The 14,332-nt window shown below is 57.2% G+C and carries 11 protein-coding genes; 3 read left to right on the top strand and 8 right to left on the bottom strand.

Going from position 1 to position 14,332, the window contains the following annotated elements; all coding sequences use genetic code 11:
* Positions 1–196 precede the first annotated feature (196 nt).
* A complete protein-coding gene (locus ACFPU0_RS22775) occupies positions 197–3,640 on the top strand; it encodes an RNA-directed DNA polymerase (RefSeq protein WP_377695563.1) in 3,444 nt (1,147 codons plus the stop codon).
* Positions 3,641–4,236: 596 nt separating this feature from the next.
* On the opposite strand, the gene ACFPU0_RS22780 is transcribed toward ACFPU0_RS22775, so the two are convergent.
* Positions 4,237–4,764: a hypothetical protein gene (locus tag ACFPU0_RS22780; RefSeq protein WP_377695564.1), complete on the bottom strand. Its 528-nt coding sequence runs from the start codon at positions 4,762–4,764 to the stop codon at positions 4,237–4,239.
* A gap of 24 nt (positions 4,765–4,788) precedes the next feature.
* Positions 4,789–5,124: a hypothetical protein gene (locus ACFPU0_RS22785; protein ID WP_377695565.1), complete on the bottom strand. Its 336-nt coding sequence runs from the start codon at positions 5,122–5,124 to the stop codon at positions 4,789–4,791.
* A 166-nt stretch (positions 5,125–5,290) separates the two neighbouring features.
* Here ACFPU0_RS22785 and ACFPU0_RS22790 point away from each other — a divergent pair, with 166 nt between their 5' ends.
* Positions 5,291–5,638 carry a helix-turn-helix domain-containing protein gene (locus ACFPU0_RS22790; RefSeq protein ID WP_377695566.1) on the top strand — a complete coding sequence of 116 codons (348 nt, stop codon included), beginning with the start codon at positions 5,291–5,293 and terminating at the stop codon, positions 5,636–5,638.
* Here ACFPU0_RS22790 and ACFPU0_RS22795 read toward each other — a convergent pair whose 3' ends face one another.
* From ACFPU0_RS22795 to ACFPU0_RS22820, 6 genes are all read right to left on the bottom strand, one after another.
* A complete protein-coding gene (locus ACFPU0_RS22795) occupies positions 5,639–5,983 on the bottom strand; it encodes a hypothetical protein (protein WP_377695567.1) in 345 nt (114 codons plus the stop codon). It lies immediately after the preceding gene.
* A gap of 91 nt (positions 5,984–6,074) precedes the next feature.
* Complete coding sequence (locus ACFPU0_RS22800) at positions 6,075–6,281, bottom strand: hypothetical protein (protein ID WP_377695568.1); 207 nt, start codon at positions 6,279–6,281, stop codon at positions 6,075–6,077.
* Positions 6,282–6,295: 14 nt separating this feature from the next.
* On the bottom strand, positions 6,296–7,186 hold the full coding sequence (locus tag ACFPU0_RS22805; RefSeq protein ID WP_377695569.1) for a hydrolase or metal-binding protein: 891 nt from the start codon (positions 7,184–7,186) through the stop codon (positions 6,296–6,298).
* A 73-nt stretch (positions 7,187–7,259) separates the two neighbouring features.
* Positions 7,260–8,261, bottom strand: a complete 1,002-nt coding sequence (locus ACFPU0_RS22810; RefSeq protein WP_377695570.1) for a YqaJ viral recombinase family protein — start codon at positions 8,259–8,261, stop codon at positions 7,260–7,262.
* 78 nt (positions 8,262–8,339) lie between these two features.
* Complete coding sequence (locus tag ACFPU0_RS22815) at positions 8,340–9,308, bottom strand: DUF932 domain-containing protein (RefSeq protein WP_377695571.1); 969 nt, start codon at positions 9,306–9,308, stop codon at positions 8,340–8,342.
* A 94-nt stretch (positions 9,309–9,402) separates the two neighbouring features.
* Positions 9,403–9,732: a hypothetical protein gene (locus tag ACFPU0_RS22820; protein ID WP_377695572.1), complete on the bottom strand. Its 330-nt coding sequence runs from the start codon at positions 9,730–9,732 to the stop codon at positions 9,403–9,405.
* Between the two features lie 483 nt (positions 9,733–10,215).
* Here ACFPU0_RS22820 and ACFPU0_RS22825 point away from each other — a divergent pair, with 483 nt between their 5' ends.
* Complete coding sequence (locus tag ACFPU0_RS22825; protein ID WP_377695573.1) at positions 10,216–14,295, top strand: hypothetical protein; 4,080 nt, start codon at positions 10,216–10,218, stop codon at positions 14,293–14,295.
* Positions 14,296–14,332 lie beyond the last annotated feature (37 nt).

Below are 14,332 nucleotides of genomic sequence, written 5' to 3' on the forward strand. Positions count from 1 at the left end.
GTCAAAAGCTATTGCCAGCGGAACCTATGAGACAATGCCAGCATGGCTGGTTCCCGCGCCTAAAAATGGGCTCTGGACCTTCAAGCCCACAAGCGAAGGTGGCTGGGCCCCTCGGATGGGGGGAGGGGAGGACTCGCCAGTCTTACGCCCGCTTGCCCACATTGGCATTCGCGAGCAAACGGTTGCCACAGCCGTAATGTTGTGCCTTGCAGACTGCATTGAGTCAGCGCAAGGTGACACGTCCCTGCCGGCCTTAGAGGCTTCCGCTAGTGGAGTTTTCAGCTACGGTAATCGTCTCTTTTGCACATGGTCGAGCGACCATGCTGTAGCAAGTTTTTCTTGGGGGAATTCCAACACCTACAGCAGATACTTCCAGGACTATCAGCGTTTTGTGGAGCGGCCTATAGCAGTTGCCGCAGCAGCTGAAGCTAATGGTGCGGCAAGCGTATTCATTGTCAGTCTCGATATAAGTGCGTTTTTCGACAATGTTGACATCGAACTGCTCGTTAAGAACATGCGAGAAGCGTATGAGGAATTCTCCGCCAAAGACGAGGAGCGAAAGCCATCAAGCGAGTCGTTTTGGAAGGCTGCGCGAAGCGCCCTAACTTTTCATTGGCGCATTCAGGATGAGAGTCTTGCTGGTCTGTTTCGAGGCGGCGTGCTTCCAGCAGGGTTGCCTCAGGGGCTAGTTTCCAGTGGATTCTTCGCAAATGCATACTTGCTGGAATTTGATCGAGCTGTCGGCAACTTCATAGGAAAACGTGTTCGACGAAGAAGCTTTCATGTCCATGATTACTGTCGATATGTCGATGACCTGCGCTTGGTTATCTCGATTGATAATGACGGCAAAGCTCTAAGCGAGGCGGAGCTCAATAACGAAGTCAGTGAGTGGATTCAGGGCCTGTTGAAGAAGCACACAACGCCTGAAGGGAAACCCGCGAATTGGCTACAACTCAACATCGCGAAGACACAGATCGAGCAACTGAGAGAGGTCGGTGGCGATTCTCGTACGGCAGCTCGGATGAAGGCACTCCAGCAGCAGTTAAGTGGGCCGTTCGACCTAGACTCATTGCGCCAAGCCGAGGCTGGTCTCAATGGGCTACTGTCGCTAGCGGAGCTGGGACTGATTGAAGAGAGTGCCTCGCCTCAGCAACACGATTTCCTTCGGCTGGCCTCTGTGGCAAAGACCAAGCTGGAGGTGCGTGATGACACGTTGACGCGATTCTCGGCATATCGACTCGTGCGCTCCCTGCGCATGCGCCGAAGTATGACTGACCTGACGGAAAACAATGAGGATGAGGCGGCAAAAGATGGCCTGATGCACGACTTTCAGGCGGCCGCACGACGCCTTGTCTCCGCTTGGGCAGTGAATCCATCACTGGTTCAGGTTCTCCGATATGCCCTTGATCTGTACCCCAGCACCGAGCTGCTGGGGCCTGTCTCGCAGGCATTGCTGAGCAAAGTCCAAACTTCGCTTACTACAACAGATTACGAAAGGCGCGTTGCCTACTACGTGTTCGCCGATCTCTTCAAAGCAGGTGCGACTGAGACGGGGTGGTCGGCAGAGCAGGACATGAGCTTCAGCGTGGCGGACGTTGATGCCTATAGGGAAGCCCTTGCCGAGCTGGCAGCTCAGGTGTTGGAGCTTTCCGATGTCCCCTGGTATGTGCAACAACAGGGCAGCTTGCTGCTGGCTGCGCTGCGGAAGCCAACCGCCATCAGCCTTCCAGGGGCTGAACTACGCTTCCATCGCGTATTGCAGGATTTTGTCAGCTCACCCTCATCCGGGCAGGACATATCTACAGAAGAGGAGCTTGTTATCTCGCTGGTGGGATATCAGCTGCTACGAGATGTTCCCCACTATATAAGCTGGTTCCAGCGATTCTGTGTAGGAAAAGACAAATCCGTTGTTTCGCGCGCTTGGAAGGTCATTGCTGAAACATCGGCCGATCTCTTCGCTGTCATCATCGCATCCAAACGTGCTGACATACCGCGCTTGGTTTCATGGGCACCGAAGTATCTGACTAAATACTCTGCTGCGAAGTGGGTCGATGGATTCACCCCTCTTCCTGCGCGGAAATGGCTGCCTCTGATGACCGTCATCACGCATCCTACGGGGCCATTCAGCCAAGAGAATGCACTACTTAAGCTGGCTCTGGCGCTAGGTCAGGCAAGGAGCGTAAGAGAGTTCGATCCGGAGTTGCTGACACCGTTGAACGTCCAAGTGAGAAGCGAAAACTGGGAAAAGCTCAACGACCCTCGATTTACAGAAATAGAGGTGCGTGCAGTTCCGACATCCAAAGCTCGCGATAGTACTTATGAAACGCCGTCATGGTGCACAGAGAATGATGCCTGGATGTACGCGTTTGGACGGCTGCTTCGGTCTGCGGCGACAGGCGAAGCCGATTTCACGGCACGTCACTGGCTCGCCCGGGAAGATGCAGGCTGGTACCGGGGATTGCGGAGCACTTGGCACAAACGCCGTACGGGCATGTTGCATACGGCCGAGGCGCTCCGTGGTACTAACGCTGCCATTACACCGTGGTTTTCATCTTTACTCCTCTTGCTCCTCCGATGGCCAGGTGTCATAGAACACGATAGGTCCACAGTGGCGGAAATTAGGACACGCCGTGACTTTAAGAGAGTGGTCAGGGCGCGACTTGAAGCCCAGGCACAGATATATGGCAGCAGCAGTAATCTCCCGATTTATCGGTACCCCATCGAATGGCCATTGAAATCGGAGCGAGGGCTTCGTGTTGCGATGGTGCAAGGCCTAATGCCTCTGCACGATCATTTCTCCTCCGGGCTAGAAGGATTCGAAGCTCCGGGGTATAGGGAAAAGCACCGTAATCACACGGCAGCGCTTTTGCATTTAGCAATCAAACATTTGTCTGCAAGAGACTATGTCTTAGGGCTCTCACAAAAGCCGCATTTTGACCTAGTAGTGTTTCCCGAGTTGACCATACATGTTGATGATCAAGACCTCATGAGAGCGTTCTCTGATGCAACTGGCGCAATGCTCTTCTACGGGCTTCTCGGGGCGAAGGAGCCAGGCACTAACAACTCCATCAATACAGCCCGTTGGCTGGTTCCTCAAAGACGCTCTGGCAGAAGGTCATGGGTGGAGGTCGATCAAGGCAAATATCACCTCACGCCTGAGGAGAAAAGTCTTGGTATTAGCTCTTGGCGTCCGTACCAAGTGGTGATTGAGTTGTCAGATACTGTAGATACGTCCACGATGCCCTATAGGCTGACTGGCTCAATCTGCTTTGATGCTACGGACCTCGCGCTTGCTGCTGACCTCAGAGATGAGAGTCATATGTACGTTGTCGCCGCGATGAACAAAGACGTGAAAACGTTCGACGGAATGGTCGCGGCTTTGCGTTACCACATGTACCAACACGTCCTCATTGCGAACATCGGTGAATTTGGAGGGTCGACTGCTCAAGCACCGTATGACAAGGAGCACCGACGGCTGATTTCCCATTCCCACGGCTCAGAGCAGCTGGCTATCTCAGTCTTTGATGTACGCATGGAAGATTTCGGACCCGAACTCCAGGCAGCGAAACCTGGTTCGTTGGTAGTCAAGACGATGACCGAACGCATTGGAAAAGCACCTCCAGCAGGCTTGAGGCGCTGACCCCCACGTGAACACAATGTGTCGCTGCTGACGACATATGAGTTCAACGTGTGCTCGAAAAGGATTTTCAGCGACACGTTTTCTTGTCCATGAAACGCCGTCTATTTGCAGGATGGAGGTTCGTCTAGGGCAGCTAGCAAAGGATGTCGTTGGCGTATTTTGTTTCGCTGGGGTTTAACATCCCGGTGCGCGTGTTAACTCGGACTTATCGACATAGCGATCCTTGCTTGCCAAGCTTTTCTGCGGCCCGTATGGCATAGGCGGTGAGTGCTTCGCTACTTTGAGGATCGGGTGGAAAGCCTTCCAAACTCGCAGCGGTTGTTGGCGATGGGGAGCTTTACGCTTACTGACCTGGAGGCACGTCACAAAGACCTGCTGCAGCGCCTGACAGATCCCTACGGGCCACGTGTCTGATTCAAGACGATTAAGAAGAGATGTCTAATTAAAGAAAAATGACTTGACCCACCAGAGCGGGGCAGCCGTGAGGCTACCCCGCTCTGGTCTATACCGCTTATTAAGATTGTTTTATATCACTCTCTCATCCATTCTGATGAGGCTTGATATTCCGTATCAGGCTGAAGTAAGCGATACCGATCTTATCCTTTATATTCAAACTTAAAAGTGGTGGCCGGGGCGGGTTTCGCGTCAGTTTCAGGCGTCCAAGGGGCGACTGGGTTGTGTTCCAGGTCCCACTCTGAACCGAACGGCTCTTCACCAAACTTCGGACCACGCCCTTTCGCGTAGGCAACAGGCCTGCCGGCGGCGTCAGTACCGATGTAGAAGTTGTAAGTCAGGGCGTAATTGCCGGCCGGAGCATCGCCACGGTATTCGCCATCCGGGTGTGTGGGGGAGCGTGTAATCGCACATTTCTGCGTTTCACTGCAATGAACCAGATAGATCCCACTCACTTCGGCGACCCGTTGCACACCATTGTTGTCGATGTAGACGTCGCTGTAGGTGGATTTGGCGCTGGGGATAGTGCATTCGTGGTAATTGATCATCCTGCCCTGCCTGAGTTCTTCTTGGCAGGGTTGGTAGTCGACACCGAGCACGTACTCAGCGGCCATAGCCGGAAGAGCTGCAGCAGTTAGCGTGGTCAGAAGAGCCAGTTTGAGCATTTTCAAGTTGGTATACCTATTGGGGATGAATTATTTCTTGAACTTGACGACGATCCGGTTATCGATCGGGTTTTTCTCGATCTCGTAGTCCGGGTTGAACGTCATGATGTTGTGGATGGCGATGCTAGCGGCAGAGAGGATTCCCACCGCCCCGGTTATGCCGCCAAAGAAACTCCCAGCCACCGCGCCGATGCGCCCCACGGTGTAGACCCGGCAAGTCATGCCGTTCGCTTCGATCTTGTTCTCCACCGTCTTCACCGTGCTCAACAGGCGGCCGCCAGGGCCAACGACCTCGAAGGATTCCTTGCGATTGATCAGCTGGGTCAGGGTGGAAGTGGATAGGTCTTCGTATTGAATCCGTTTCATTTTTTATCGGTCTCGACATGCAGGGTGCGGGGCTGTGGAGATGCACGAAACTTCGATAAGTCATCGCGTGCGGACGAAATTCAACCCTGTGGGTTGGATGACAACCTTTGAAGCCCTTCATGTCAAGAGGATGGCACTCGACCATTCAAGTTGACTTGGAGGGGCCATGCAGAAAACCGATACGAAGCATCTGGCGGGACTGGTTGGTCGGGCCATTGCTCGTCAGCGCATTCGGAGTCGATTGACTCAGGAGGAAGTTGCCGAGCGCTTGGGGGTCGGCAACGAAGCGGTGTCGCGCATCGAGCGCGGCGTGGTGATGCCCAATGTCGAGCGCCTCATGGAGTTGGCCTCAATTTTTGGGTGCGAGACGGCCGATTTGCTGACCGAGGCCAGCCATCGCCCTGAGGATCAGGCCCGCCGCATCCAATACCTGTTGTCGACCCTAGACCAAGCGGACCGGCAATTGGTCATGGGGCTGGTCGAGAGCCTAGCGGAGCGCCTGCAGCGCAGCTGATTAGCCGGTATCACCTGACGACCTCCCCTCTGATTGTTCATCAAAAGTGGCGCCACAGCGCAGACAAAGGCAGTTGTGGCTGCCAAACCAGAACTTCGCCACGTCCTGACTTGCCTGCAGGCCAACCTGATTGCCCGCCAGTGCACCGGCAGCGCCGCAGAATGTGGCCTCCAACAGCTCACCCAGCGCGGATCCTGGCCGTGAGTCGGTCGCAGGGGTGGGCATGCCAGGCTGGCGGATGCCATGCAGCACGCCATCCAGTATTCCAATTAATAAGGTGATGCCCAAGGCAGCGTCCTTGGGCAGTACGGCACTGGAGTCGCAGATCAAACAGTGTTGGCCCATGGGTATTTCCTCGCATGAAAGAAAAACCCGCCATGACGGCGGGTTGTGGGAGCGGTGATGGAACCGGGGGCAGGCTGGGTTGGCATTCGCATTACCAACCGTCGTCGTGCGGTGCGCTGGCCGAGTTCCCGATCCCGGCCGTTCGCAGCACGCCGACGAAGAGCCCGCACGCCAGCAGTACCGCGAGCAGGACGAGCGGAAAGCGCAGCAGCAGAGCGCAGGCCAAGATGAACGCCCCCGCGGCGGCTATCGTCCCAATGAAGACGAACACGCAGACGATGAAGCGAAGTAGCGTCATAGGGAGACTCCAGGTCAGGGGTTTTCGGTAGCCAGTGATTCCAACTTGTCCGCCAAGGTGGGTCTGCTTGGTGTGGAGGAATCCACTTCCGGTTGTCTCGGATCAGGAAGCGGGAAAAACTCCTCGACGATGGCGCCACTGTCTTCCTCGTTGTCCTCGAAAGCCCCATTGCCGAAGCCGTGCCGGGCGGCATCGTCTAGAGCTGTCTGGTCGAAGCCTGCATCTTGCCGCTGTGTATCGAGTAGATTGGCCGCCTGCAGTGCCTCGGTCATGTTCATCCCGCTACGCACAGTGATGTCGACGTAGAAGATCGGTGTGCCGTGACTCTGCCGAGTCGACTTGCCCCGCAGGCGCAGCTCCAGCGGCAGGCAGGCCAGGCGATTGCCGGAGATGGCCTGGAAGTACTGCAGGCGTGCCGCCAACGTGCGGATGCTGTTGAAGCCGGTGGTGCGGAACACGAAGCTGCCCAGCGGATCCTCATCGCCAATGACCACGTTCAGTCGGCCATACGGCTTGCAGGCACCGCCCTTGGCCAGCGGACAGGCATCCGGCGAAGGGCAGGGCAGGGACTGCATGCCGTCCTGGGTGACACGCTTGCAGGTCTCGCCGTTGCCCATACAGAGCGGGCGGCCGGATTGCCTATCGAAGAGTGTGTAATCGGCGCGAAAATTCAATTCCGGTTCGTTAAACAGCAGGCGAATCGGAATGCTGCGCAACTTGTCCTCCTTGCTCTGACGCAGTTCCTCGTTGAGGGGATGCAGCAGCCAGCCGTCCTTGCCTTGCACCTGGGAGGTGATGGTGAACTGGTCATCCTTCTCCGGCAGGCGTCTGCCGTTCTTTTCCATGACCTTGCCGATGGAAATTCGTCCGAGTATGGGCGGGGTAATCGCCAGACCTTTCAGCATGGTGCTCTCCTGAAAGCGAAAAAAGGCCACTGGGCGTGCGCCCGGGTGGCCAAGAGGGGATAAGGGAAATGAATCAGTTGATCAGGAAGCGGCGAGTGCCTTCCTTGAGTTTGGTGTAGCGGGTCTGCAGGTAGGGTTTGTCCTTGAGCATCCGATCCACATCGAGCACGGTACTGTCCTTGGCTTTCTTCCAGCTGATATAGCCGTTGCTGAAGTCCGCTCGGGTGGCCTCACCCATGGCTTGCTGCAGCATCTGCTTGAGCTGGGCCTCGCGCGTTTCCTTCTCGCCAATCGATTGCCGAACGGCTTTGAGCTCCAGGTAGGCCGCCGCCAATCCGGCATGGCCGCTGAAGTCCACGGTCTGGCCGTTGTCCTCGGGGTAGAGGCAGCGCAAAGCAGCCTCAGCCGACGCGCTACCGTCGGCGGGTGGTGGGGTGTCGGTTTCCACGTAGGTCCAGAACTTGCGCTCCAGTTCGATCAGGCGGGCGATCATCTGCTCGTCCCGCTCGATGCGATGGATCTCCAGCGATTGACCGCCGAGCAGCACCGCCACGTCCGCCGCCTGCTTGCCGGTCACGGCGAGCTGGTGCATCACCTGCAGCTGCACATACTCGGGCACGCCTTCCTTCCAGAGGCGTGCCCCGTTTATGCCGGCTGTCTTGCATTCGAGGATCTGCACATCCTCGGCACCGATCACCTCGCGGTCGATGTTGGCGAGCATCCAGGGCAGCTGCGGATCCGGATGCTGCAGCACCGCGTTGATGCGTCGTACCTTGTTCTTGCTGCGTTTGCTGTAATGCCAGGCCACGATGGGCTCCAGCACGTTGCCCCAATACATCGGACTTTCCTCATCCTGAGGATCGGCTTTCGGCAGTGCCGCGTCGCGGCCGGTCTTCTCCAGCCACAGCTCCAGCTGCGACTTGTAGGGATTCAGACCTACCGCGGCGGCCGCATCCGAGCTGCCGATGCCCTGCTTGCGTACAGCGAGCCAGTCTTCGCGGGGCAGTTCCTTGGTGCTGATAAGGCGCAGCGCCGGGCGTGCCTTGCCCTTGCTGCTCAATGGAGTCGCTTTCATCGCGTTCACCTTGCGGGCATAAAAACGCCCGATCAGCGCGAGGCTGACCGGGCGTCATGGGGTGGAAGAGGTAAGGGGTCAGGCGACCAACTGCAGGGCGGTGTCCAGCGCGCGTTGCTTGATCTGCGCCCCCTGGCCGAACCAGGCCGAGTCCATGCGGTACTCATTGCTGCGCGCACGGCGTTCGTGGTCGACGTACTCAGTGACCGCGTTGAGCAGACCCCAGGCGGTGCCGTTGGCCGACTCCAGCCTGCTGCCGCGCCCGCGTCCCTCGTACAGACTCTGCACTTTGCGCAGGGCGCGCTCGTTGGGCAGCACTTCCGGCAAGGCGGCGGTGGGCGTGGTTTCGCAAAGCACGTTCATGAAGAAGCCCAGCGCCTCATGCCACTGCACCTTGCGCTCGGCCAACGCCCGCATGCGGTACATGAAATCGTCCCAGCCAGACACCGCGATGCCGAGCTGCTTCTTCACTGTATTGGGATCGAAGCGGGTGTTGTGCGGCACCTTGATCGCTCGACTGGTGCCGTCCAGGGCGATGGTCAGGGTGTTGTTGCACACTACGCGCACGGTGGTCGGCGTTGCCGTGGTGGCCAGGGTGCCGTCGCAGGAGGTGGCCAGCAGCAAGTAGCAATTGACCTGGTCATTGCCCTTCAGGGCTGCACCTTGCCCTGTCCGTGCCAGCGCCCAGAACTTGCGCCCACCTTTGAGCACGCCGGCGGTTTCCAGCTCGTAGCCGGAGACTTCGGTGAGGTCCCGGTAGAACTCCAACACTTCACGAGGCTGCACGGTGTGATAGCGCTGGGAAACCACCGATAGCGGTGCCTTGGTGTCCGAACGGTAGAGCACCTTCTGTTCGGGGAAGGAGTGGATAGCGCCCAGGTGGCCGACGGCATCTGACTTGAAGTGCACGGGGCTTTCCTGGATCTGCCAGTCCATGCCGGCTTCACGTTGCCAGATCTCTATAGGTTGCTTCTGGGTGAGTTGATTGCCGAGACCGTGCCAGGGCGTTGCGCCAGCGTAGGCCATCGTTTCGATAAGGTGAGCCATTGTTGTGATTCCTTTGGGTGCAGGCCGGCATAAAGCGCTGCGCAGTGTGCAGCACCGTCTGGGCGTAATGGACAGAATAGGGGAGAGTGGCCGATCAGGCCGGCAGGTTGAATCGATGCCCGCAGAGCAGACAGAGGTTATTGGCGAGTACGTGGCGGTCGAGCTTATCGCCGAGCTGAGCGCCAAGCGCGCAGCCGCCAACGCCACCGACTAGCCCGCCGAGAATGGCACCGGAAATTGAAGCGAGGGTGATGCCGATCGGGCCAGCAATGACGCCAATGGCTGCACCAGCCTGGCTGCCGGCCAGGGCTGAACTGATGCCTCTTGCAGCCCCGCCGAAAGTGCCGACAGCAGCAGCCACCTTCATGGCGTGATGGAAGGAAGCGACCTTTGGGGAGTGACAGCGAGGACACTGCAATGACATGGGGTGAACCTCCTTGGTGGTGATGTCATTGCTGTAATGTGTGATCGAGATTTATTCGAATCGAATCTGCTCAGGACTGATGTGTAGTGACTAAGGGGCAATGCCACAAACGCCCTCAAGATAACTCTTGGGGCGTTTGCCGCTGGCGAAAGGCAGACGGCGGTCGAGTGCAGGCATGCGCCGGTCCTCGCGAACGGACATCCAAATGGCGGGCCGCCCTGTAAGGTGCCACTGAAGTTTAAATGCAGGGCATTTCATCTTTGCTTGAGTGGCTCACGTGCGGATTCAGTGCGCAGTCCGCCGACAACATGGGCGATTGGACGGCCGGCAAGGTCATCAGGCATAGCGCTGCAATTTGTGCCATACCTAGCTTGCGCGTGTACTCTTCGTCGTTAGTTCGCTTCTACTGACGAACTAGAAAAATAATGCGGGGAAAAATTGACCGAGCAACCAGCAAGCTACACCCGGGAAGGTGCTCCCGAGGTGAATATCGATGTTCCTGCTGTTGTCAGCCAGTTTCTCAGCGAACTGTCGCTGTATGATCTCGTAATCGAGCTTGTGCAGAACGAGTTGGACGCTGGCGCAACCCGCACCGAAATCGTTTTCGGCGTGGGGGCGTTGACGTGTTCTGGCAATGGCTCGCCGATCGACAAGGCTGGTTGGGAACGGCTGAGATATGTTCTCGGAGCGGGTTCGGAGGTAGCCGCCAAGCAAGACGGCATCGGATCCAAGAACCACGGACTGCGCTCCGCATTCCTCATTGGAGACCGGATTCTTGTCCAATCAAACGGGCAACGAATCGATCTCACCGCGCGGGGGAGTGAAAGTCGACCAGATGATTTCTATCCTGGTGTGTGGCCCCCACTCTCGGATCCGACCGCACCAACCACAGGCGTACGGATCACCATTCCTTATCGCACGCGAGCACTCAATGTACCTGAGCGAAATCCGTTAGAGCCCATTGACCAGGCTGTGCTTACCAGTCTTTTTGAGGACTCGGTCATGCGGTCTGCGGACCGGTTTATTTGTGCATCTGAGCCCAGCCGTTCATGGCGTTATGAGCTCATGCTGGCACATGGATCGAGACGGATCACTTTCGTGTTTTCCAGTTCGCCGGTCCCTCGTATACCGCGTTTCTACCTTCGAGAATGCAAGCAATCGGACAATGGCAGTAGGGGGCGCGTTGTCGCGAGACGACTCTGCGTCCCCTTCGAAATTGTTCTCGCAGCGGATGACCACGCCAAGGTCCCCCGCCTGTTCCGAAGCGGCAAGAGAATCCTTGGCGAAATTAGCTGGAATGTCGACGGTAAGCTCGTGCCCCAGCCGGGGATTGGTGGATTGCGGTATCCCATCGCATACCCGAGAGAGCATGTGAGCAACGGCTGGGGGTTCGATGTATCCGGGCCGTTCATCTCGGGGCGTGCGAGGCATAGCCTGAGCGATGACGGTCGAAATGCACTCATTACCCAAACTGGCCGCCAGGCTTTCGTCGACCTGATGTTCAGTCGATTGGTCCCGCTGCATGGACCTCTTGCCCTGCGTCTCGCCTTTAGTTCGCAACGCAAAAATCAGACGGCAGAAGACGAGCTAGCGCGTGAGCTCGTTGAAGCGGGTGCATTCGCGGTTGCTGTGAGAGAGCGTCGGCGCGGTGCCTCGAAGACCTTTTCATGCTCAGCGCCAGAAATGCCAGTGTTGGTGGCGGCGCCAACGCATAACGAGAGTGCGCTGAACAAGGACCTTGTGGCGGTCGCCGCGCTGCACGGTCAGGCACTGCATGCTCAGACGCCTACGCAGTTTGTGGAAACTCTTTTGCGTCTGGAGGCTGCTGGTCACACCGGAATAGAACGATTCTCGGAGCAGGACGCAGCCGAAGCGGTTTTCATCCGGGCCCCAGATCCAAAACCGGCCGATTTCAAGCAGTGGCTCGAGCATTGCATGATTGCCGTTCGTGCATTGGAGATCGCAAGGCTTTCATCCACGTTGCCCGCCGAGTTTATGCGTAATCTGCGCAAAAAATCGGTTCTTCCCACTGAAGACGGACAGGCAGTAAGGTGGGACGAGGTAAGACGAAGTTTGAAGGCCGCCCCCCCAGTCGCTGGCGTAGTACCGCCTGCGCTTCTGCATAGCTCGCTAGTCAAAAGCACGATCATGAAGGAAGGGGCAGGTAAGGTCGCCGCCTTCAACATTGATGAGCATGTCTCAAACCGCAATTTCTCGAACGTGATAGCCGAGGGACGACGGCGATTTTTCGAATGGCTCCGGAAGAACTACGGCGAGCTTTCGACGCAAGCCCTCGCAGCAATTGCCAAATATCCTATCTGGCCGGCGCAAGACGGATCGTTTCATGGCCTTGATCGCTACTGCGCGCCAAAGTCCGCATTTCTTCGGCAAGTGATCGCTGAGGTTCACCCTCTACCGTCTGATGCCGTTGTGGCGTTTCCGGGACTGCGGACTGCCTCGAACGCCATCCTACGGCTACGAACAAAGCCAACGGATGAAGAGCTTTCTGCCTGGCATGCTAGGCGACAAGAGATGGCCGATGAAGCCCAGGCGCAGGGCAATGCCGTTGAGCTGCAGGCGATCGTCCACAGAACGGAAGAGGTTCTTGAGTTTCTATGGCGCAATGACTTCCCCGTAGCGCAGATAGCGGAATCACATCAGTCTCTCTCCTTGGCAGGCGAACTGAAGGAGATTGAGGATCTGCACATACAGAGCGCGCATACCTCAAGTTGCTCGCTCCTTGATGAGGATATCGTCGCCGGTCAACGAAGCGCTCTTTACCGGCGTCTCGGTGCAATGGCTGAGCCCAGTGCGTCGGCGATCCTGCGCGCTTTTCGTGAGGCTCCCGATCGGTCGGCACTGTTTAGCCGGCTGAGGGCTTACAGGGCGGCTGGGCGCGATCTTTCCGAACTCTCCGAAATAGAGATGATCGAGCTCGACGCACGACTGTACGCGCCTGGCCAGCTGTGTTTTCCAAGCACGACTGACTGGTGGGGGCGGTGGAAGACCCCTATGAAATCGGCGCCTGACGTGCCCGATCATGCTGCTTTGCTCGAACAGGCGGGCGTTGTCAGAGGCGCGTTGCGAGAGCACTTGTCAGAAGCATTCTTTGATTGGCTTGCTACCCAGCCTGTTCGCATACAGCGCGAGCACAGGCAGCAGATCGTTCGTCACTGGTATGACCGCAGGCATGGCCCCGTCAAATGGGCTCAATCGTCTCCAGAAAAACCCTGTGTACCTGTTCACGACAGGCAACGCGAATTTACGCTTCTCAGCATCAAGCGCGCGCAGAAGGCGAAGCAGGTCTTCCTCCCGGATTTTCCGGAAGTGCAGAACGACGTACTCAACGATCAGCCGCGAATGCAACTGGCGATCGTCGAGGACCCCCGGGTAGACGGCAGTATCCTCGACATACTGAGGGCTGTCGGCGTGAAGTCATTGCGGGACCTCGCGGGCCAGCCGGTAAGTCTGGTTACTGGATCCGGGACATCCTCTGACGAGTCTCTCGACCGGGAGCTAGAGCTCGTCTGCTCGAGCGAGATACTGAAGACTCTCACCAAACGTCTGCCTGTCCATGATGTGCCGAACAACGTATTGCGTTTTGGATGGCGACAATTTCTGAGAGAGATCAAGGGCGTACGAATAGCGGCGAATCTCACCGCGATATTTTCCGTGTTCGAACGCGAGTATGAGATTCCCGTGCAGAGTGGCTTTGATCAACTCACCCGAAAGATATGCATCGACGCTAGTGCGGACCGTAGACTCGCTTTCTATGCTGCCCTGGCAGACGAGATCTTTGTGGCTGGAAGTAGTTCACTGTATGAGTACGGATTGATGAAAGCGGTCCATAGCCAAGCAAGGCGTACGACCTACGACGATCTGAGCGAAATCTGGGAGGAAGAAGGCGACGCAGCAGTGTCAACGCAGATGGATGGCGTTAAAGCGGGCAGCGAAGACCCCGAAGCCGCACACCAAGGGCATGGGATTGCTGATGAGGAAAAGAGGCCAGTAGCTCCTGCCCCTGGTCCGCTTAAGCTAATAACCAACCCTACCTATCTCGATCCTCAGAAGCAGCGCCGTCGGAAGCGTTCACGGCCAGGTCAGACTGATCAGAAACGCCACAGCATTGAGGAAGATGAACAGGTCGGCCTCCTCAAGGAAAAACACTACGCGTGGCACTGCCAGGCCTGCCTGGGCGAGCGTAATGTCTTGGAGGTAGCGCCGCCGCGCAGCTACGTCTATTTGCCGCTGCATAGAAAGGGGCTGATAGAGGCGCATCACGTGGATCATCTTCAAAACAACGGGCACATAGGTGCTTCAAATCTGCTGATTCTGTGCAGGTTCCATCACCAGACGCTAGGCGATGCACTCTCGCGCAAAGTAGTCCTTCAGGCGTTGTCCTCGGCGACCCAGGTCATGCGGAACTTTCCAGTAGACGAAGACGGGAGCCAGCATCGGGAGGTAGCAGGCCTGCTCGTCGACCTGACTGCGGCTACGGATGGATGTGGCGCGAGCCTCTTCTTTACCCATTCCCATGCGGCGTCCTGGCGGGAGGTGAACTAGCATGTCGGTGCCCACACTGGCTCGCTCCGACCGACAA

It is taken from the genome of Pseudomonas sp. GCM10022186 (assembly GCF_042656385.1).
Classification (GTDB): Bacteria; Pseudomonadota; Gammaproteobacteria; order Pseudomonadales; family Pseudomonadaceae; genus Metapseudomonas.

Bases quoted from the DNA above. Each gene is read 5' to 3' on its own strand.
- ACFPU0_RS22805 (WP_377695569.1), bottom strand. From the start codon at position 7,186: ATGCTGAAAGGTCTGGCGATTACCCCGCCCATACTCGGACGAATTTCC.
- ACFPU0_RS22810 (WP_377695570.1), bottom strand. From the start codon at position 8,261: ATGAAAGCGACTCCATTGAGCAGCAAGGGCAAGGCACGCCCGGCGCTG.
- ACFPU0_RS22815 (WP_377695571.1), bottom strand. From the start codon at position 9,308: ATGGCTCACCTTATCGAAACGATGGCCTACGCTGGCGCAACGCCCTGG.
- ACFPU0_RS22800 (WP_377695568.1), bottom strand. From the start codon at position 6,281: ATGACGCTACTTCGCTTCATCGTCTGCGTGTTCGTCTTCATTGGGACG.
- ACFPU0_RS22795 (WP_377695567.1), bottom strand. From the start codon at position 5,983: ATGGGCCAACACTGTTTGATCTGCGACTCCAGTGCCGTACTGCCCAAG.
- ACFPU0_RS22820 (WP_377695572.1), bottom strand. From the start codon at position 9,732: ATGTCATTGCAGTGTCCTCGCTGTCACTCCCCAAAGGTCGCTTCCTTC.
- ACFPU0_RS22785 (WP_377695565.1), bottom strand. From the start codon at position 5,124: ATGAAACGGATTCAATACGAAGACCTATCCACTTCCACCCTGACCCAG.
- ACFPU0_RS22775 (WP_377695563.1), top strand. From the start codon at position 197: ATGTTGTGCCTTGCAGACTGCATTGAGTCAGCGCAAGGTGACACGTCC.
- ACFPU0_RS22790 (WP_377695566.1), top strand. From the start codon at position 5,291: ATGCAGAAAACCGATACGAAGCATCTGGCGGGACTGGTTGGTCGGGCC.